21 protein-coding genes and 1 tRNA gene are annotated in these 18,769 nt (G+C 69.3%); 9 read left to right on the top strand and 13 right to left on the bottom strand.

The window, feature by feature from the left end; all coding sequences use genetic code 11:
• Nucleotides 1-1,083 (top strand): amino acid aminotransferase (locus AC2H6A_RS04565; protein ID WP_484271956.1); only part of this gene is annotated, 1,083 nt, incomplete at its 5' end.
• Nucleotides 1,084-1,094: 11 nt separating this feature from the next.
• On the opposite strand, the gene AC2H6A_RS04570 is transcribed toward AC2H6A_RS04565, so the two are convergent.
• From AC2H6A_RS04570 to AC2H6A_RS04580, 3 genes are read right to left on the bottom strand one after another with little or no spacing between them, the layout of a single operon-like run.
• Nucleotides 1,095-2,279, bottom strand: coding sequence for an NAD(P)/FAD-dependent oxidoreductase (locus AC2H6A_RS04570; protein WP_484271957.1), 1,185 nt, complete (start codon nt 2,277-2,279; stop codon nt 1,095-1,097).
• A gap of 4 nt (nt 2,280-2,283) precedes the next feature.
• Complete coding sequence (locus AC2H6A_RS04575) at nt 2,284-3,294, bottom strand: glycerophosphodiester phosphodiesterase (protein ID WP_484271958.1); 1,011 nt, start codon at nt 3,292-3,294, stop codon at nt 2,284-2,286.
• Nucleotides 3,295-3,332: 38 nt separating this feature from the next.
• Complete coding sequence (locus tag AC2H6A_RS04580; RefSeq protein ID WP_484271959.1) at nt 3,333-5,342, bottom strand: caspase family protein; 2,010 nt, start codon at nt 5,340-5,342, stop codon at nt 3,333-3,335.
• A 156-nt stretch (nt 5,343-5,498) separates the two neighbouring features.
• Between AC2H6A_RS04580 and AC2H6A_RS04585 the strand changes: the two genes are divergently transcribed.
• The 3 genes from AC2H6A_RS04585 to AC2H6A_RS04595 all read left to right on the top strand — a co-directional run bounded on the left by AC2H6A_RS04585 (nt 5,499) and on the right by AC2H6A_RS04595 (nt 6,621).
• Nucleotides 5,499-5,574: transfer RNA gene (locus AC2H6A_RS04585), tRNA-Asn, on the top strand.
• A gap of 250 nt (nt 5,575-5,824) precedes the next feature.
• Nucleotides 5,825-6,094, top strand: a complete 270-nt coding sequence (locus AC2H6A_RS04590) for a VF530 family protein (RefSeq protein ID WP_484271960.1) — start codon at nt 5,825-5,827, stop codon at nt 6,092-6,094.
• Entirely contained in the window at nt 6,091-6,621 is a 531-nt protein-coding gene (locus AC2H6A_RS04595; protein ID WP_484271961.1) for a YgjP-like metallopeptidase domain-containing protein, read from the top strand. The genes AC2H6A_RS04590 and AC2H6A_RS04595 overlap by 4 nt, the downstream gene beginning before the upstream one ends.
• Before the next feature lie 74 nt (nt 6,622-6,695).
• On the opposite strand, the gene AC2H6A_RS04600 is transcribed toward AC2H6A_RS04595, so the two are convergent.
• Nucleotides 6,696-6,857: a helix-turn-helix domain-containing protein gene (locus tag AC2H6A_RS04600; protein WP_484271962.1), complete on the bottom strand. Its 162-nt coding sequence runs from the start codon at nt 6,855-6,857 to the stop codon at nt 6,696-6,698.
• A 336-nt stretch (nt 6,858-7,193) separates the two neighbouring features.
• Between AC2H6A_RS04600 and AC2H6A_RS04605 the strand changes: the two genes are divergently transcribed.
• Nucleotides 7,194-8,819 carry a DEAD/DEAH box helicase gene (locus AC2H6A_RS04605; RefSeq protein ID WP_484271963.1) on the top strand — a complete coding sequence of 542 codons (1,626 nt, stop codon included), beginning with the start codon at nt 7,194-7,196 and terminating at the stop codon, nt 8,817-8,819.
• A gap of 50 nt (nt 8,820-8,869) precedes the next feature.
• On the opposite strand, the gene AC2H6A_RS04610 is transcribed toward AC2H6A_RS04605, so the two are convergent.
• A complete protein-coding gene (locus tag AC2H6A_RS04610) occupies nt 8,870-9,865 on the bottom strand; it encodes a glycosyltransferase family 4 protein (RefSeq protein WP_484271964.1) in 996 nt (331 codons plus the stop codon).
• Between the two features lie 56 nt (nt 9,866-9,921).
• Between AC2H6A_RS04610 and AC2H6A_RS04615 the strand changes: the two genes are divergently transcribed.
• Nucleotides 9,922-10,944, top strand: coding sequence for a glycosyltransferase (locus tag AC2H6A_RS04615; protein WP_484271965.1), 1,023 nt, complete (start codon nt 9,922-9,924; stop codon nt 10,942-10,944).
• A gap of 86 nt (nt 10,945-11,030) precedes the next feature.
• On the opposite strand, the gene AC2H6A_RS04620 is transcribed toward AC2H6A_RS04615, so the two are convergent.
• The 8 genes from AC2H6A_RS04620 to AC2H6A_RS04655 form a co-directional block, all read right to left on the bottom strand.
• On the bottom strand, nt 11,031-11,408 hold the full coding sequence (locus tag AC2H6A_RS04620; protein ID WP_484271966.1) for a type II toxin-antitoxin system VapC family toxin: 378 nt from the start codon (nt 11,406-11,408) through the stop codon (nt 11,031-11,033).
• A complete protein-coding gene (locus AC2H6A_RS04625) occupies nt 11,408-11,644 on the bottom strand; it encodes a type II toxin-antitoxin system Phd/YefM family antitoxin (protein WP_484271967.1) in 237 nt (78 codons plus the stop codon). Before AC2H6A_RS04625 ends, AC2H6A_RS04620 begins: the two co-directional genes overlap by 1 nt.
• A gap of 101 nt (nt 11,645-11,745) precedes the next feature.
• Nucleotides 11,746-12,819 carry an ACR3 family arsenite efflux transporter gene (gene arsB, locus AC2H6A_RS04630; RefSeq protein ID WP_484271968.1) on the bottom strand — a complete coding sequence of 358 codons (1,074 nt, stop codon included), beginning with the start codon at nt 12,817-12,819 and terminating at the stop codon, nt 11,746-11,748.
• 4 nt (nt 12,820-12,823) lie between these two features.
• On the bottom strand, nt 12,824-13,318 hold the full coding sequence (locus tag AC2H6A_RS04635; RefSeq protein WP_484271969.1) for an arsenate reductase ArsC: 495 nt from the start codon (nt 13,316-13,318) through the stop codon (nt 12,824-12,826).
• A gap of 28 nt (nt 13,319-13,346) precedes the next feature.
• Nucleotides 13,347-14,618: an organoarsenical effux MFS transporter ArsJ gene (arsJ, locus tag AC2H6A_RS04640; protein ID WP_484271970.1), complete on the bottom strand. Its 1,272-nt coding sequence runs from the start codon at nt 14,616-14,618 to the stop codon at nt 13,347-13,349.
• A gap of 7 nt (nt 14,619-14,625) precedes the next feature.
• On the bottom strand, nt 14,626-15,669 hold the full coding sequence (locus AC2H6A_RS04645) for an ArsJ-associated glyceraldehyde-3-phosphate dehydrogenase (RefSeq protein ID WP_484271971.1): 1,044 nt from the start codon (nt 15,667-15,669) through the stop codon (nt 14,626-14,628).
• A 132-nt stretch (nt 15,670-15,801) separates the two neighbouring features.
• Nucleotides 15,802-16,266 (bottom strand): ArsI/CadI family heavy metal resistance metalloenzyme, encoded by a 465-nt coding sequence (locus AC2H6A_RS04650; protein ID WP_484271972.1) that lies wholly within the window; start codon nt 16,264-16,266, stop codon nt 15,802-15,804.
• A gap of 13 nt (nt 16,267-16,279) precedes the next feature.
• Entirely contained in the window at nt 16,280-16,606 is a 327-nt protein-coding gene (locus tag AC2H6A_RS04655) for an ArsR/SmtB family transcription factor (protein ID WP_484271973.1), read from the bottom strand.
• Nucleotides 16,607-16,749: 143 nt separating this feature from the next.
• Between AC2H6A_RS04655 and AC2H6A_RS04660 the strand changes: the two genes are divergently transcribed.
• The 3 genes from AC2H6A_RS04660 to AC2H6A_RS04670 are packed head-to-tail and all read left to right on the top strand — an operon-like array spanning nt 16,750 to nt 18,756.
• Nucleotides 16,750-17,598 (top strand): alpha/beta fold hydrolase, encoded by an 849-nt coding sequence (locus AC2H6A_RS04660; RefSeq protein WP_484271974.1) that lies wholly within the window; start codon nt 16,750-16,752, stop codon nt 17,596-17,598.
• Nucleotides 17,599-17,615: 17 nt separating this feature from the next.
• Nucleotides 17,616-18,206: a gamma carbonic anhydrase family protein gene (locus AC2H6A_RS04665; RefSeq protein ID WP_484271975.1), complete on the top strand. Its 591-nt coding sequence runs from the start codon at nt 17,616-17,618 to the stop codon at nt 18,204-18,206.
• 49 nt (nt 18,207-18,255) lie between these two features.
• Nucleotides 18,256-18,756 carry a hypothetical protein gene (locus AC2H6A_RS04670; RefSeq protein WP_484271976.1) on the top strand — a complete coding sequence of 167 codons (501 nt, stop codon included), beginning with the start codon at nt 18,256-18,258 and terminating at the stop codon, nt 18,754-18,756.
• Nucleotides 18,757-18,769 lie beyond the last annotated feature (13 nt).

Consider the following 18,769-nt stretch of genomic DNA (forward strand, 5'->3'; position numbering starts at 1 on the left):
GACAACGGCAAGATCCCGCTGCTGGGCGCGGTCCGCGAGGCCGAGCGGGCGCGTCTGGAAGGCGCGCCGGCGCGCGGCTACCTGCCCATCGAAGGCGTGGCCGCGTACAACGCCGCCGTGCAGCAACTGCTCTTTGGCGCCGGCTCGCCGCTGCTGGCCGCGGGCCGCGTGGCCACCTTCGAGGCCCTGGGCGGCACCGGCGGGCTGAAGATCGGCGCCGACTTCCTGCGCCGGCTGCAGCCCGGCGCGCGCATCTGGATCAGCGACCCGAGCTGGGAGAACCACCGCGCGCTCTTCGAGGCAGCCGGCTTCCCGGTGAACACCTACCCCTACTACGACCCGCAGACCCATGGCGTGCGGTTCGACGCGCTGATCGCCTGCCTGGAAGGGCTGCCGGCCAACGACATCGTGGTGCTGCATGCCTGCTGCCACAACCCCACCGGGGTCGACCTCGCGCCCGAGCAGTGGGCGCGCATCGTCGAGGTGGTGCGGGCGCGCGGCCTGATCGCATTCCTGGACTGCGCCTACCAGGGCTTCGGCGACGGCATCGAGGCCGACGCCACCGCGCTGCGCCGCTTCGCGGACTCGGGGCTGTCGTTCTTCGTGTCGAGCTCGTTCTCCAAGAGCTTCTCGCTCTACGGCGAGCGGGTGGGCGCGCTCTCGGTGGTCACCGCCGACCGCGACGAGACCGCACGGGTCACCAGCCAGGTCAAGCGGGTGATCCGCACCAACTACTCCAACCCGCCCACCCACGGCGCGTCGGTGGTGGCGGCGGTGCTGTCCACCCCGGCGCTGCGCGCGCAATGGGAAACCGAGCTCGCCGGCATGCGCGAGCGCATCCGCGCCATGCGCACCGCCCTGGTCGACAAGCTCAAGGCGCGCGGCGTGGCCCGCGACTTCAGCTTCGTCACCCGGCAGCGCGGCATGTTCTCGTACTCGGGCCTCACCAGCGCGCAGGTCGATCGGCTGCGCAACGAGTTCGGCATCTACGCGGTGAGCACCGGCCGCATCTGCCTGGCCGCGCTGAACAGCCGCAACCTCGACGCGGTGGCCGACGCCATCGCCACGGTGCTGAAGGACTGATCAGCCGGGCATCAGAGGATGCCCCGCTCCCGATACGGCGCGTGATCGTCCACGCGCTCGACGCCGAACCGGGTGAGATCAAGGCTCTGATAGCCACCAAAGGCGATCAGTTCGGCCACCGCGCGGCCCGCAGCGGGCGCGTGCATCATGCCGTGGCCCGAGAAGCCGGCCACGGTGTAGAGGTTGCGCAGCCCCCGGTTCCAGCGCCCGATCACCGGGTTGCCGTCGAGTTCGCACTGCTCGTAGAGGCCGGCCCAGGTTCGATGGCAGCGCGCTGCCTCCAGCGGCGGAAACCGGTGCGCCACGGCCGGCCACACCACCCGCTCGAAGTAGCCGTGGTCCACCGCGAAGTCCACCCCGCGGCGCGCCGAACCGTCCACCAGCCCCCCTGAAAAGCCCGCTCCTTCCGAGCGGAAGGCGAGCCGGGCGAGGTCCTTCACATAGGGCAGCCGCTCCATCGGCGCGCCACAGGTGAAGTAGTGCTCGTAGCGCTTGAGCGGCGACACCGGCAGGCGCATGCCCATGAGCGCAGCCACCTCGCCCGCCCAGGCGCCGGCCGCATTGACCACGGCCTGGGCCGCCAGGCACCCTCCCCCGGCCAGGCGCAGCGCGCTCACCTGGGTGGCGGTCACCTCGGCGCCTACCACCCGGTCGGCAAGGTAGAGCGCGCCTTGCGCGATGGCCTTGCGCCGCAGGCCGCGCAGCATCGCCTCGGGGTCGCACCAGCCATCCCGCGGGGTGTGCGCGCCGGCGCCGAGGTCATCGACCCGCATCGAGGGAAAGCGCTCGCGCAGTTCGGCGGGGCCGAGCAGGTCGACCTCGCAGCCGCGGGCGCGCTGCGCAGCCACATTGGCCTGCAGGCCGGCGACCTGATCGGGGCCCACCACGAAGAGATAGCCGCCTTCCACCCAGCCGATCTCCGCCGGATGGCCGGGCACCGAAGCGTGACGGGCGAAGTCGCGGATGAATTGCAGGCTGAAGAGCGACATGTCGATGTTCTCGGGGCACGAGAACTGCACCCGGCAGCCACCCGAGGCACGCGGCGTGGAGGCCAGGGCGTAGCTCGGGTCGGGCTCGATCACGCACACCGTGGCCCCGGGCGCGAGCTGTCCGAGGAAGAAGGCCACGGCCGATCCGATGACGCCACCGCCGATGATCGCGATGTCGCAGCGGGCGGGCGGGGTCGTCTCGGTCACGGGCTTACCAGCGGATGCCGCGCTCGCGCAGCAGGCCGATCGCGAGGTCGGGCCGGTCGGTCACCAGGCCGTCCACGCCCATGTCGAGCAGCCGGGCCATCGCCTCGGGTTCGTTGACGGTCCAGGCCAGCACCTTCAATCCCAGCGACTGCGCCTCGCGCACCAGCTCGGGCGTGAGCTCGCGCCAGAACGAGGACCAGTGGCTGCCGCCGGCCGCGCGGATCATGCGCGGAATGGAGCCGTGCCGCGCATGGGTGAAGCCGGCCACCCAGGGCGAGTCACGGCCGCTGCGCGCGCCGACGGTGTCGAGGCTGTCGAACTGCGCGGTGATGTAGACCGTGGGCACGCCGGGGTGGCTGCGCTGCACGGCCTGCAGGGTGCGCCAGTCGAAGGACAGGATCTGCACCCGGTCGAGCAGGCCGGCGGCGGTGATCTCGTCCATCAGCATGCGGGCGAAGACCTCCGGCTCGGGCGACTCGGCGGGGTTGAGCGGTGAGAGCTTGGTCTCGATGGCAAAGCGCACCCGGGTGTCGCCACGCTCGCGCACCAGGCGGAACAGGTCGCGCAGGCGCGGGATGCGCGCGCCATCGATCGGCTGCTGGCTGGCGAAGCTGCGGGCATAGCGGGTGCCGGCTCGGATGCGCCCGACATCCAGAGCCTGCACCTCGGCCAGGCTGAGGCTGAAGACCGCGGGCGCAGGCGGCTCGAGATAGCGGCCGGCGGCATCGCGGGTGATGTCGGGATTCAGCGTGCGGTCGTGGTGAACCACCAGCACGCCGTCGCGGGTGGGCACCACATCGAGCTCGAGGGTGCTCACGCCCAGGTCGAGGGTGCGCGCGAAGCCCTCCAGGGTGTTCTCCGGCCACAGGCCGCGAGCGCCGCGGTGGCCCTGCAGGTCGATCATGCGCGCGGGCGCGGCGGCTCGCGCGGGGTCAGCCGCGGCGGTGGCAACCGGCTGGGCGAGCGCCACACTGGTGAGCAGGGCAGCCAGGACGATGCCTGGGCGAAGCAGCATCACGGATCGGATTCCTTGGCGCAGCACGGAACGCGGTGTCAGTGGCGAAAGAAGAATTCGCCCACCACCTGGTCGTAGATGGCGGGCACCTGCTCATGGCCCACCGAGCGGGCGAGATTGACCACCTCGGTGCGCACGCTGCGCACCACCCGGTCGACACTCAGCCCGGGCTTGTGCATCTCGCGCAGGAACACGCGGGTGAACAGGCCGTTGGGGTCCTTGTCGTTGGGCCCGAGGCGGTCAAGTGCCTGCTGGCCGGCGCCGGCCGAAAAGATGACCATCTGGCCGGTGGCCGCGCTGGTGGGCGCAAGACCTCTGCCACCCAGACTGCGACCCGCCGTCTTGAAGGGGTTGTCGCGACAGGCATCGAGCAGGGCCAGGGTGAAGCGGGCCTTCTTCTCGGACATGTCGTCGAGCAGGCGCTGCAGCTGGATGGCCTCGTCGCGGATCTGATCCTCGCTCTCGCCGGCAATGTCCACCGGCAGCAGGTAGTTGCTGCCGCCGAGCTGAACGCCATGCCCGGCATAGAAGAACACCACTTCGTCGCCACCCTCGACCTGCGACTTGAACACCCGCAAGGCCTGTTTCATCTCGCGCTCGCGCAGGTCGAGCCGCAGGGTGACCTGGTAGCCCAGGCTCTGCAGGCTGGCAGCCATGGCGCGGGCGTCCTGGCGGGCATTGCTCAGGCGGGCCACCTGGGCGTAGCTGTCATTGCCGATGACCAGCGCGCGGCGTACCGCTGCGGCAGGCGCCGACGGAGTCGCAGCCTGCGCGCTGGCCTTCTGTGCCTCGAGCTGGGCGAGCTGCTCACGCAACCGGGCCAGTTCGGCGTCGCGCTGACGGGCCAGCCGGGCAGCCTCCTCTCGGGCACGGGCCTCGGCAGCCAGGCGCTCCTGCTCACGGGCGCGAGCCTCCGCAGTCTGGCGTTCCTGCTCGCGGGCGCGCGCTTCAGCAGCCAGCCGCTCCTGTTCGCGGGCACGGGCCTCGGCGGCCTGACGCTGCTCCTCGCGGGTACGCGCCTCGGCCGCAAGGCGTGCCTGCTCTCGGACACGGGCCTCGGCGGCCAGCCGCTCCTGCTCACGCGCGCGGGCTTCCGAGGCCAGCCGCTCCTGCTCAAGCACACGGGCCTGCGCAGCCTGTCGCTCCTGTTCGCGGGCACGGGCTTCGAGTGCCTGCCGTTCCTGCTCGCGCGCCCGACGCTCATCCTCGCGGGCCGCGATCTCGCGGCGCAGCTGCTCGCGGGCGCGCTCGGCATCGGAAGCCGGCGCCTCGGCCACGCGGGTGAACCGATCGGCAGCCGCATCGAAACCGAGCAGCGGGTACTCCTGAGGCTGCTTGCCGAGGTAGGACTTGTCCAGGCGCTCGATGTAGCTGGCCATCCAGCCATGAAGCGCCACGGCACTGGGTGCATCGGCATCGGCGCGAACCTCATCGCGCAGCTTGCGCGCCGAGGAACCCACGGGCTGGCGCATGAAGATCTCCATCTCCATGCCATCGCGCACCTTGAAGACCTTCAGCAGCGCGACATTGAGCGCGTCCTGCCGCCGGCCGGAAAGTTCGCCGATGTCGAAGTCGACCTCGTAGTAGTTACGCCAGAACTCGCTCATGGCAGCGGCGTTCACCGCGCGCAGGCCCGAACAGCGGTTCTCCAGCGCGGTTGGCAGAGTTCCGTACTGGTTGAGCAGCAGCGTGTTGTTGGGAAGCCGGCAGACCGAGTTCGCCCAGAAGGAACCGCTCGCCTGCCCCGTGTACACCACCATCATCGGCATCAGCGCAGCCTCGTCGAGGTTGCGCAGGAAGTAGCCTGTCCAGCGGTTCAGGTTCGGCGGATTGCGCCGCTCGCCGAGTTGCTGACGCACGGCAACCAGCTTCCACTGGCCCTCGGGAAGCGGGACGCTGCGCCCGGACCCCAGGGCGATCACACCGCTGAGCAGGGCGCCCTCCTGGGGCTGTGCCTGCAGACTTGCACCCGAGAACAGCAGGAAGATCGCGGCAAGAACCCGCACGAAGGCTGGCAGGAGGGCAGGGGCGCGTCGAAAGGTTTGCACGGGGGGCGTTTGAAGTCGCGCCGCGAAGTCTAGACGCCGGCCCTGTGGGTGTACAGAAAGCCGCCGCAGCGGCCGATCAGACCCGCCCGACGGAGGGCGGGAAGCGGCCCGCGCCTTGCCGTCCCGGGCCCAAGCCGCTATGATTGAGGGCTGCATTCCCCGATAGCTCAGTCGGTAGAGCGCCGGACTGTTAATCCGTAGGTCCCTGGTTCGAGCCCAGGTCGGGGAGCCAAAAAATCAGTTGTGAATCAAGCGCTTGGAGCTTCTGGCCCCAGGCGCTTTTTTCTTGGCGGGGTCACTGTTGGGCTCCGATTAGCCACCATGCAGCGGCCGGTACCGCGAAAGCGCGCTCCGTCAGCGATGAACCGCGCGCCGTGGTTCGCATCTCCCGCGGAACCCGCAGACATACGTTGAAGACCAACTGGCGCGGCGGCGCGCTCTTGAATCTCCTCGAGCACCACGCCGCGAGATAATGCTCTTCGATGTCGCCCCCACCGCCACCGCCCGCCCAGCCACGCAACCCGCTGCATGGGAAGACGCTCGAGCTTATTCTGACCGAGCTGGTGGCGCACTACGGCTGGAACGGCCTCGCGCAACGCATCGCCTTGCGTTGCTTCAGCATCGAACCGAGCATCGGATCCAGCCTCAAGGTTCTGCGCAAGACACCCTGGGCCCGCGAGAAGGTGGAGAGCCTGTATCTGTTCATGCTCCGTGACCTGCGGCGCGCCGGCCCGCCCCGCACAGCGGGATGAACGCCGATCCCACCGAGAAGTATCTGTCGGCCTACCCGGCCGAACTGCGGGCGCAGGTGCGGGTGCTGATCGCCGAAGGACGTTTGGCCAAGAGCCTCGAGCGGCGCTATCCCGAGCGCCACGACATCGCAAGCGATCACGCGTTGTACGACTACGTGACGGCTCTGAAGACCCGCCACATGCGCGGCGCCGGGCCGCTGGCCAAGGTGCGCTATGACAGCCGTCTGCACCTGACCCACCAGGCCCTGGGCACCCACACGGCGGTGTCGCGCCTGCAGGGAGGTAATCTCAAGGCGAAGCGCGAGATCCGCATCGCCAGTCTCTTTCGCGAGGCACCCGCCGCGTTCCTGCGGATGATCGTCGTGCATGAAGTGGCGCACCTGAAGGAGCGCGAGCATGACAAGGCGTTCTACGCCCTGTGCACGCATATGGAGCCGGACTACCACCAGCTCGAGTTCGATGTCCGCCTGTGGCTCACCGGGGTGGAGACCGGGGTTCTGCATGCGGAAGCACCGCGTGCGCGGTGATCCTGGTGGTTGGGGCTGCAAGGTCAGACCGGGTGCGGCTACTCGGGCTCGGCGTGGGGCTACACCTGCTGCCCCTACAGGCGCGAGACCCGGTTCTGACTCAAGCCCAGCCGCGCGCCCACTTCGGCCTGCGTCAGGCTCCGCTGCTTGCGCGCGGCGCGCAGCAGCTGGCCGAGCTGGGCGGCGGTCAGCCGGGGCTGGGCAGCAGAAGTCGGGAAGGAGCTTGAGGCGGTCATGGCGCATCTGTCTTTCAGATAAAGGCAAAGTATTCGCGAAACAGATATATCGCGAGTAGCTGTATTTCAGATGCCATTTGCTGCCCGTGACAACGTCCTCCGACGCCCCCTCGAGCCAGGTCAGACGGATCATCGCCACGCTCCTTGAAGAACCCGTGCCCCGATTCCGCACCGGGCAGCAAGCGCAGAAACCCGAGACAGCGACGATCACGCAGGCTCATCCCGTGAGCCCACCACACCCTAATCTCCACCCGTTTCACACAGCACCCGGGGCGAGTTCATCCGAATTGCAGGCCCCTGCCAACCGGCGCAACCACTGCTAAAGAGGAGTTCAGCATGAACCTCGCGCCCTACGCGCTCTACCCGCACCAGGTCACCGGTGTGGCGTTCCTGGCCAGTCGCGGCCGTGCCATCCTCGGCGACGACATGGGCCTGGGCAAGACCCGCCAGGCCATCATCGCCATGAAGGAATCCGCCCCGGGCGGCGTCTTCCTGGTCATCTGCCCCGCCTCGCTCAAGCTCAACTGGGCGCGCGAGATCCGCCTCGTTGACCCCGCCGCCCGCATCGAGGTGCTCGGCGTGGCGGGTCACCAGCACCCGCAGCCGCAGTGGGTGATCGTCAACTACGACCTGCTCACCCGCCACGGCGAACGCCTGCGCGCCGTGCCCTGGACCGGCGTGGCCCTGGACGAAGCCCACTTCATCAAGAACGCCAGCCAGCGCTCCTCGCAGGCGCTCAGGCTCCTGGGCGTGTCGGACGACAAGCGCGCGGGCGTGTCCGGCCCGCGTCTGGTGTTCCTGCTCACCGGCACGTCCATGCCCAACCGGCCGCGCGATCTCTTCAACCTGCTGCGCGCGGTGGGTCATCCAGCGGCGCGCAGCTTCATCGCCTTCGCGCGCCAGTACTGCGGCGCCTATCGCAACAACTACGGCTGGGTGACCGATGGCGCCTCGAACCTCGCCGAGCTCAACCTGCTGCTCAAGGAGGTGATGCTTCGGCGCCGGAAGGACGATGTGCTGGAGTTGCCGCCCAAGATCCGTTCCTGGGTGCCGGTTCAGATCAGCATCGAGTCGGCGTGGAACGCCAACCAGGACTTTCTCGAGTGGTTCCTGCGCGCCGACGCCAGCCGCCCCAATGACACCGAGTTCCTGGCCCGCATCACCCGGCTGCGCCTGGCCCTGCACAAGGCCAAGCACGCGGCCTGCGCCGAACGGATCCGGGATGTGGTGGCCACCGGCCAGAAGCTCATCGTCTTCACCGCGTACACCGAGGGCATCACCAGGCACAGGAAGGCGTTGGGCGCGCAGGCGGTCAGCATCACCGGCGCCGACACCGCGAAGCAGCGCATGGCCGCCATGGACGCCTTCCAGAACGACCCCGGCGTGACGGTGATGCTGTGCAACCTGATCGCCGGCGGCGTGGGACTGAACCTCACCGCGGCCACCCATGTGATCTTCCAGGATCTCGACTGGGTGCCCGCCAACCACCTGCAGGCCGAAGACCGCTGCTACCGCATCGGCCAGAAGCGGCAGGTCACGGTGGAATACCTTCTGGCCGAAGGCACGCTCGATGGCTACATCGCCCGCCTCCTGGAAGCGAAGCTGCGACTGGTCCAGGCCGTGGAGGCTGATGAGCTGCCGGATGCATCGCTCCTGAACGAACTCCAGAATGAGCTCGCCCGACTGGGCCCGGCGCTGCTTCAGGAGGCCAAGGCCGCCCGCGCCAGCGGCCAGGAGGGCACGCGCCTGGACATCATCGGCGAGATGGTGGCCGCCCTGCCCGCCGACGCCCCGCTGCTGGAGACCGGCGCCTGGGAGTTCCCGAGCTCGAAGGATCCGAAAAAGTCATACCGAGTGAGCTTCGGCCGCGGCGGTCATCTGCAGTGCACCTGCCCAGGCTTCGAGTACCGCGGCGAGTGCAGGCATGTGCGCGAGGTGCGCAAGACGGCGCTGGCGATCTGAACCGGGCGGGCAGTGATGCGCGCGAACTTGATCTGGGTATCTCGCCCGCCTCAGCGCGGCAGACAGGCGCACACCCGCCGCGCCACGGCATCCCAGCGGAACGCCATCGCCCGGATCGGGCCGGCGCTGCGCAGGCGCGCGCGCAGCGCATCGTCCTGCGCCACCTGCGCCATGGCCGCGGCCAGCGCGTCGGTGTCGGCCGGATCGATGAGAAGCCCGTTGCCGGGGCCGACCACCTCGGGCAGCGAGCTGGTGTTGGCGGTGATCACCGCCGCGCCGCAGGCCATGGCCTCGAGCACCGGCAGGCCGAAGCCCTCCCGCCACGACGGGAAGACCAGCGCCGTGCAGCCGCGGTACCAGGTGGCCAGGGTCTGGTCATCCACCGGCCCGATGAAGCGCAGCCGGGCCTCGATGCCGAGCTGCCGGGCGACGGCCAGCGTGGGCGCATCGGGCTGGCCGGTCATCACCAGCAGCCAGTCCCCATGCAACGGGCTGCGCGCGAAGGCCCGCAGCAGCCCGTCGACATTCTTGTGGCTGGCCCGGCTGCCCACATGCAGGAAATAGCCGGCAGCATCCACCGTGGCCGCCTCGCCAGCGGGCGAGAACCCATCGGCCACGCCATGGCCCACCACCACGATCTTCTCGGGCGACGCGCCCGACCACTCGAGAATGTCCTGCCGCGCATGCTCCGAACCGGTCAGCACTCGCCAGGCCCTGGCGATGCCGGGACGCACGACGCTCGCGTAATAGGCGCGGCGTACCGCCGTGGACTCGGAGGCCACGCGAAGATGGGTGAGGTCGTGAATGCAGAACACGAAGGGCAGCCGCGACCACAGCGGCGGGTTGAAGCCCGGGCTGAAGTAGCAGCCTTCGCGCTGGCGCGCGAGCGCAAGGCTGATGGCCAGAGGATCGACCGGCGAGAGCTTGGGGCCCCAGATCGGCAGCGCGCGCGCACCCGGTATGCGCGGAAAGAGCTCGGTGGCGAAACGGCCGATGCCGTGCAGCCCCGCCCAGCGCATGTCGACATGCACCGGAGAGCGATGCAACACTTCAACCCCTGCCGGCGCACTCATGCGCGGATTCTCCCTGCATCAAGGTTCGCGTGATCCTGGTCGTCGTCGTCAATTGGAATGGAGCCCGGCACACCGCCACCTGCCTGGACAGCCTTGCGCGGCAGCAGGGCGCGCGCTTCGATCTGGTGGTGTGCGACAACGCCTCCCATGATGACTCGCCGCAGGCCATCCTCGCCCATCTGCAGGCGCAATGGGGCTGGCGCGTCACCGCGCACGCGGAAACTGCGAGCCCCGCTGCGGGTGATGCCACCTCGGTGCAGGCACTGGCCCCGCCGCCGTCGGGCACCGCCGCGCCGCAGTCCGCCTGGGGCCGCCTCTGGCTGTGGACGCTCGCGCGCAACCGCGGGTACGCCGGCGGGGCCAATGCGGTGCTGCGATGGGGCATGCAGGCCGGCTATGACGCCTTCTGGGTCCTCAACAACGACCTCAGCCTTGCGCCCGACGCGCTGGCGCAGGTCTGCGCGGTGGCCGCGCAGGATGAACGCTTCGGCCCGATCGGCTCGGTGCTGATGCACTGGAATGACCCCGACCGGCTGCAGGCGCTGGCCGGCCGGTATCACCGACTGATCGCCACCGGCTCGCACCTCACCGCCTGGCCTGCCACCGACAGGGCGGTGCTCACCCCGGTGGACTACCCGGTGGGCGCCTGCCTCTACGCCAGTCGGCATCTGCTCGAACGGGTGGGCCCCATGGACGAGCGCTACTTCCTCTACTACGAGGAGATCGACTGGGCCGAGCGCGCCCGTCGCGCGGGCTTTCGGCCCGCCGTGGCCCTGCGCTCACGGGCCCGGCACCGCGAGGGCGCAAGCACCGGCTCGCCGCAGGGCGTGCGCAACAAGTCGCTGCTCTCGGAACACTTCGGCGCGGTCAATCGGCTGCGGGTCACGCGGCGTTTCTGGCCCTGGCTGTGGCCGCTGGTCTGGGCGAGCCTGGGTCTGGTGGTCGCGGATCGGCTGCTGCATGCGGAATGGGCGCGGGCCGGCGTGGTGCTGCGGGTGATGGCCGGGCGGCGTGCGCCGCCACCGGCGATGGCGCGCAAGATCGGCTGGTGAGGTCGACTGGAAGCGGCCCCTGGACGAGGACCGTCACCGGCCCCCGGGTGGGCGCCTGCAAGCCATGGCCGATGCGAGCCCGACGATCAGGCCAGGATGACGATGTCGCTGTACCGCGCCAGCACGGGATCGGCGGTGAGCAGACGCAGCGGCTCTGCCAGCGCCTGGGCGAGCAGGAGGCGGTCGAAGGGATCTTTGTGGTGGGCGTCGAGCGCCGCCACACCGGCGGCGTGCGAGGCTCGAACCGGCAGTTCGATGAAGCCGCTGGGCTCGATGGCTGCAGCAAGCTGATGAGGATCTGCCTTGAGCCGCCCCAGGCGCACCTTGATGGCGATTTCCCAGAGGGACGCTGCCGAGACATGGACCTCACTGGCGTCCTGAATAAGGCGCCGGGCTGCGGGTTTCAGCCGGGATGAACCAGTCAGCGCCCACAGGAAGATGTGGGTATCCAGCAGCAGCCGCATCAGCGCCCCTCGAAGCCCGCCAGCAGTTCGTCGGGCAGCGGTGCATCGAAGTCGTCGGCAATCTTCAGCTTGCCCCTGAGCAGCCCGAAAATCACCGGGCGTCGTGCGGACGCGAGGGCTGTGATCCGGACAAGCGGCTTGCCATGCCGGCTGACGATGACATCCTCCCCCGAGGCGGCCTTGTCCACCAGCTGGGACAGCTGGGTCTTTGCGGCATAGATGTTCACGCTTTCCATTGCCGTCCTCATTCCAGAATCAAACAGACTAAGTCTAATCTGATTCTTGGCGAACAGCCAACGGCAGGCCCAGGATGAGGCTGCCGGCGGACGACGACGCCTCAGCGCCGCGCGCCAGCCTCGTACCAGCCGCGGCTGCGGTTGACGATGCGCACCACCAGCAGCATCACCGGCACCTCGATCAGCACACCCACCACCGTGGCCAGCGCGGCCCCTGATTCGAAGCCGAACAGGCTGATGGCGGCGGCCACCGCCAGCTCGAAGAAGTTGCTCGCGCCGATCAGCGCCGAGGGGCAGGCCACGCTGTGCGACTCGCCCAGCCGGCGATTGAGCCAGTAGGCCAGCGCGGCATTGCCGAAGACCTGGATCAGGATGGGCACCGCCAGCATGGCGATGACCAGGGGTTGCCGCAGGATGGCCTCGCCCTGGAAGGCGAAGAGCAGCACCAGCGTGGCCAGCAGAGCCCCGATGGACCAGGGGCCGATGCGGGCGAGCGCCGACTCGAGGGCAGCCTGCCCGCGCGCCAGCAGCGCCCTTCGCCAGACCTGGGCGATGAGCACCGGGATGACGATGTACAGCACCACCGAGGCCAGCAGCGTGTCCCAGGGCACGGTGATGGCCGACAGGCCCAGCAGCAGCGCCACGATGGGCGCAAAGGCAAACACCATGATGGCGTCGTTGAGCGCCACCTGACTGAGCGTGAACAGCGGATGGCCGCCGGTGAGCCGGCTCCACACGAAGACCATGGCCGTGCAGGGCGCCGCCGCCAGCAGGATGAGGCCCGCGACATAGCTGTCGAGCTGATCGGCGGGCAGCCAGGGCGCGAACACCTGGCGGATGAAAAGCCAGCCGAGCAGTGCCATCGAGAAGGGCTTGACCGCCCAGTTGACGAACAGCGTGACCCCGATGCCGCGCCAGTGCTGACGGACCTGATGCAGGGCACCGAAGTCGACCTTCAGCAGCATGGGGATGATCATCACCCAGATGAGCAAGCCCACGGGCAGGTTGACCTGCGCCACTTCCATGGCGCCGATGGCCTGGAACGGCCCGGGCAGCCACCGGCCGAGCGCGATGCCGGCCACGATGCACAGCGCCACCCAGACGCTGAGGTAGCGCTCGAAGCGGCTCATGGGCGCGGGCACCGGGTCGGGCCGCCGGCCCGGGAGGTCGGCCATCGGGCTATCGCCGACCGATCTCGCGCACCTCGCGCTGGATGGCCATGCGATCGAGCGAGGCCAGCGGCAGCGCCAGCATCAGCTCGATGCGGCGCTTGAGCACCATGGCGGTGTCGCGGAACACCTTGTCCTTCTCCTCATCGGTGCCCTCGAAGAGCGCCGGATCGGCCACCCCCCAGTGCGCGGTCATCGGTTGACCGGGCCAGACCGGACACACCTCCCCCGCGGCCTTGTCGCAGACCGTGAACACGAAGTCGAGTTCGGGCGCACCCGCACCCGCGAACTCGCTCCAGTCCTTGCTGCGATAGCCGTCGGCAGGCATGCGCAGGGCCGCCAGGGCCTTCAGGGCGAAGGGGTGCACCGACGGGCCGGGATGACTGCCGGCAGAGAACCCGCGGAAGCGCCCTTGGCCGAGGCTGTTCAGGATGCCTTCGGCCATGATCGAGCGCGCCGAGTTGTGGGTGCACACGAAGAGAACATGGTAGGTCTTGTCGCTCATGGGGACTCCGATGCGGGGCGGGCGCGGGTCAGCGGGCGGCGCCGGTGACGCCGCGAGCTTCTTGCGGGGTACCGCCCATGGGCTGCGCATCGCGTTCGTGCCTGACAGGCAGCCCCAGGGTGATCAGCCAGCAGATCAGCAGCGTGGCCGCCGAGCCGATCAGCGTCAGCAGCAGGCCGCCCCACTGGTAGAGCAGACCCGAAAGCAGGGTGCCGAAAAACCGTCCCAGCGCGTTGGCGGCGTAGTAGAAGCCGACATCCTCGGCCGCCTTCTCGGAGCCGGCGTAGGCAAGCACCAGGTAGGAATGAACCGAGGAATTGACTGCGAAAGCAAAGCCGAACAGGGCCAGCCCGCTCACGACCACCCACTGCAGGTTGGGCACCTGAAGAGCAACCAGGCCCGCCAGCCCGATCGGTACCAGCGCAAGCAGCGCAGACCACAGCCGGGCAGCAGGAACCTCGGCCGACAGGCCGTCATCGCTGCGTCGGACGAGCGCCGGCGCGGCGGCCTGGACCATGCCATAGCCGATGGTCCACAGCGCGACGAAGCCGCTGACCATCGTGAAGCTCCAGCCCGAGGCGTACAGGAAGACCGGGACGCCGACCACGAACCAGACATCGCGCGCCCCGAAGAGGGCCACCCGCGCGGCGGCGAGCAGATTGATGCCGCGGTTCTTGGCAAACAGCTCGCGCGCCGACGCCGAAGCCTTGCTCCTGCCCATCATGGGCGGCACGAAACCGACAACCCCCAGGAGCACGATCGCCAGCAAGCCGGCCATGATCCAGAGCGCGTGCTGGAAGCCCGCGCCCTGCAGCAGCACCCCGCCCAGGAAGAAGCCCACGCCCTTCATCGCGTTCTTGCTGCCGGTGAAAAAGGCAACCCAGCGGAACAGCTGCCCGGAGGCTTCGCCCGCCGTGGCCTTGATCGCCGACTTGCTGGCGGTCTTGGTGAGGTCCTTGGCCACCCCGCAGACACCCTGCGCCGCCACCACCCAGGCCACCGACATGGCGACCGACCAGTCCGGCGACAGCGCCGACATCAGCAGGAACCCGCCGATCTCGGTGACCAGGCCGACGGTGAGCATGCGCTTGATGCCATAGCGTGTGGCGAGCCACCCGCCGATCAGGTTGGCCACCACCCCCATCGCCTCATAGAGCAGGAACAGGAAGGCCAGCGTGAACGGCGAGTAGCCCAGGCGATAGAAGTGCAGCAGCACCAGCATGCGCAGCGCGCCGTCGGTGAGGGTGAACCCCCAGTAGGCGGCGGTGACGATGGCGTAGTTGCGGGTGCCGGCGTGCATGAACGGCTCAGACCCCGTGACGCTGCAGCTGACAGGCGAGATCGACCATGCGGCAGGCGTAGCCCATCTCGTTGTCGTACCAGGCATAGACCTTCAGCAGGGTGCCGTCGGTGACCATCGTGGAGAGGGCATCGACGATCGCGCTGCGGGTGTCGCGCGCATAGTCGGCACTGACCAGCGGCCGCTCCTCGTAGCCGAGGATGCCGGCGAGCGGCCCGCGGGCCGCCGCGGCGAACAGCGCATTGACCTCGGCGGCACTGGCCTCCCGCCTGAGCTCGAAGACGCAGTCGGTGAGCGAGGCATTGAGCACCGGCGCGCGCACCGCGTGGCCGTTGAGCTTGCCCTTGAGTTCGGGATAGATCAGGGCAATTGCGGTGGCGCTGCCGGTGGTGGTGGGGGCCAGGCTGAGCATGGCGCTGCGCGCGCGACGCAGATCCTTGTGGGGCGCATCGACCACCCCATTGGTGTTGGTGGGATCGTGGATGGTGGTGATCTGGCCGTGCCGGATGCCGATCGCCTCGTGAACCACCTTGACCACGGGCGCAAGGCAGTTGGTGGTGCACGAGGCCGCCGTCACGATCCGGTGCCTTGCCGGCTCATAGAGGTGATCATTGACACCCACCACGATGTTGAGCACATCGCCGACCTTGACCGGTGCGGCCACGATCACGCGCCGTGCGCCGCGATCGAGGTGGCCTCGCAGGGTCTCGGGGGTGAGGAACTTGCCGGTGCACTCAAGCACCAGGTCCACGCCGAGATCACCCCAGGGGATGTCCGCCGGGCTGGCATGCTCGGAAAAGCCCAGGCGCCGGTCATCGATGCGGACGGCGTCATGGCCGTCGGCGCTGATGCGGCTTCGCCAGCGGCCCTGCACGCTGTCGAACTCGATCAGATGGGCGGTGGCTGCGGCCCCACCCTTCAGCTCGTTGAGATGCACCACCTCGAGCCGATTGCCGGCCCGGGGGTCATCAGCCGGACGCTGTGCCGCGCCCAGCGCCGCACGCAGGGCCAGACGCCCGATGCGGCCCATGCCGTTGATGCCCACTCGCACGATAACGCCCCCGAAAGGAATGCGGCCAACCCTGCACGCTAGCGCCGGCTGATGACCGGTTCATGACAGCGGCCCATGGTTGCGCCAAGGCGAGCGCCCTGGACACACGCCCTCGCCGGACCGGCCGACCCTTCAGCAGCAGGACCCGCCCGACCGGATCGGGACAGCCACCGGCTTGCCGCGCGCCACCGGGGCGCAGCAGGCGCTGCCCTGCGCCGAAGGCTCGTTGAACACCGGAATGCTGCCCAGGGTGTGGAAGTGCTCCCAGGCGATGCCCTGCGGATCGGTCACCCAGTGCTTCTCGCTGCGCGCGTAGCAACAGGTGGTGTCGCCCTCGTCCAGCAGGGCCAGATCGGCGGCCTGGGCCCGTGCCCGCAGGCCCGCGAGTTCTTCGGGGTCATCGGCCTGGAAGCCGAGGTGATCGATGCCGGGCCGGCTGCCGCGGGTGGAGATCGCGAAGTTGATGCGGGGATCGTCGAGCATCCACTTGGCGTAATCGGCCTCCACCCGGGTGGGCTCGGCCGCAAACAGGGTGGAGTAGAAGCCGATGCTCCTGGCGAGATCATCGACATGCAGATGCACATGGAAGCGTTTCATGGGGTTCTCCGGGTCAGCAGGCAGTGCGGCGCCGGGCACCGGCCGGGGCGCAGGGCTTGCCCATGCAGCAGTGCGCCGTGAGATAGACCAGCAGGTCGTTCATGCGACCGAGGGCGGGACGGTAGTGCAGGTTGCGCCCCTCCCGCTCGGCGCTGACCAGATCGGCATGGACCAGCTCCTTGAGGTGGAAGGACAGCGTGGAGGCGGGGATGTCGAGCATGGCCGAGAGCGCCCCGGGCGTCATGCCCTGGGGCCCCGCCCCGACCAGCGCGCGAAACACGCGCAGGCGGGCCTGCTGAGCCAGAGCAGCGAGTGCGGCAACGGCAGTTTTCTCATTCATGTTTCCAAGTTTATAGAAATATGGATGCGTGTCAAGTGATGGAACCGCGCTGCCGCCAGGCCTGGGGCGCTGGCGTAGACTCGCAGACACCGCTCAGCACGGCCGCGCCCGCCGCTCTCCAATCTCCGCCCTGTTCCCGCGCCATGACCGACATCACCCTGCACCATCAAGGCCGGCGGCTGGCCGCCTCCACCTTCGGCCCGCGCGGCGCGCCGCCGGTGCTGCTGCTGCATGGCGTCACGCAGTGCCGCGACACCTGGGAAGAAGTGGCCCACCACCTCGCGCCGCGGCACGAGGTCTGGACCCTCGACTTCCGCGGCCACGGCCACTCCGACTGGGTGGCCGACTACGCCATGCAGGGCTTCCTGTCCGACGCGCAGGCCGCGCTCCACGAGATCGGCCGCCCCACGGTGGTCATCGGCCACTCGCTGGGTGGGCTGATCGCCGGCATGCTCGCCATCGAATCGCCCACGCCGCTGCGCGCGGCGCTGCTGGAAGACCCGCCCTGGTACTTCGGCGATCCGCAGGAGTACGCGCGTTCCGCCTTCCCGGGCCTGTTCACGCTCATGGGCGCGAACAAGCGCCGCATGGTCGAACAGGCCGCAGGCCTGGCCGACTACCTGCTGCTGGCACGCAACGCGCCCTCGCCCATGGGCGGCACCGCCGCCGACCACACCTCGGAGCGGCACCTGCTCAGCCGCGCCTCGGCCCTGCACCGGGTCGATCCCCGCATCTACGACTGGCTGCTGCAGCCGCTCGACATCAACCACACCGATCGCCGCTTCCGCTGCCCGGTGCGGGTCATCCAGGCCGACGGCGGCATGGGCGCGGCGCTGCTGCCCGGCCACGAGCAGCGACTGCTCGCCGCCAACCCGCAGGCCACGGTCACCGCCATGCCGGGATGCGGCCACGGCCCGCACTACACCCGCGCCTTCGAGTCCGCCTTCCTGGCCGAGGTGGACGCGCTGCTGATGAGCCTGCCCGCGGCCTGACCCTCACCCCCACCGCCATGCACCCAGCCTCACCCCCGCTCGCCCAACCACATATCGGCAAGGAAGTCGTCCTCGAGTCGCTCGCCCTGCTGCACCCCACCGCGCAGCTCTATGGGCGCATCCATGTCGGCGCCGGCGCCTCCATCTGGCCCTATGTGGTCATGCGCAGCGAAATGCACGAGATCCGCATCGGCGCGCGCACCAACCTGCAGGACTTCGTGATGGTGCATGTCGGGGTGAGCACCCCCACCGTGGTGGGCGAGGACTGCTCCATCACCCACCATGTCACGCTTCACGGCTGCGAGATCGGCGACCGCTGCCTGATCGGCATCAACGCCACCATCATGGACGGCGCGCGCATCGGCGCCAATTCCATCGTGGCCGGCCACGCCATCGTGATGCAGAACCAGGTCTTTCCGCCCAACTCGGTCATCGGCGGGGTGCCGGCCCGGCTGCTCACCACCCGCGACAATGGCGAAGCCAACCGCCGCAACGCGGTCTTCTACGAAACCATCGCGCGCGGCTATGTCCGCGGCGAGGAACGGCTTTCGCCCGAACAGGTGCGCGCCATCTACGAAGGCCCCGAGCTCCAGGCCATACCCCGCTGAGCGCTGCCCGGCCAGCCCCCCGTCCAACCGCCCTGCCCCGAGGATGCCGATGGGAACCTCCCACCGAACCCATGTGAGCTACATCGACCGCACGCGCGCCTACTACGCGGCGCTCGGCTACGAGAAGCCCTACCAGTACGCGCACCACACCGAGGTGCCCTTCGCGCCGCTGCCCCGGCCGCTCGCGCAATGCCGGGTGGCGCTGATCACCACCGCCAGCCCCTGGCCCGAAGACACCGACCAGCCGCTCAAGCCCTTCGAGCGGCGCGGCGTGTGGGCAGGCGACGCCACCCACCCGCCCGAGCGGCTCTACACCGACAACCTCGCCTGGGACAAGGAAAGCACCCACACCCGCGATGTCGAGACCTTCCTGCCGCTGCGGGCGCTGCGGGCGCAGGCCGAGGCCGGCCGCATCGGCAGCGTGAGCGCGCGGTACTACGGGGTGCCCACCGAGTACTCGCAGCTGCGCACCCTGCGCCAGGACGCGCCGGCCATCGAGACGATGTGCCGCGAAGACCAGGTCGACGCCGTCCTGCTCGCCGCGCTCTGACCCGTCTGCCACC

It is taken from the genome of Quisquiliibacterium sp. (assembly GCF_982640115.1).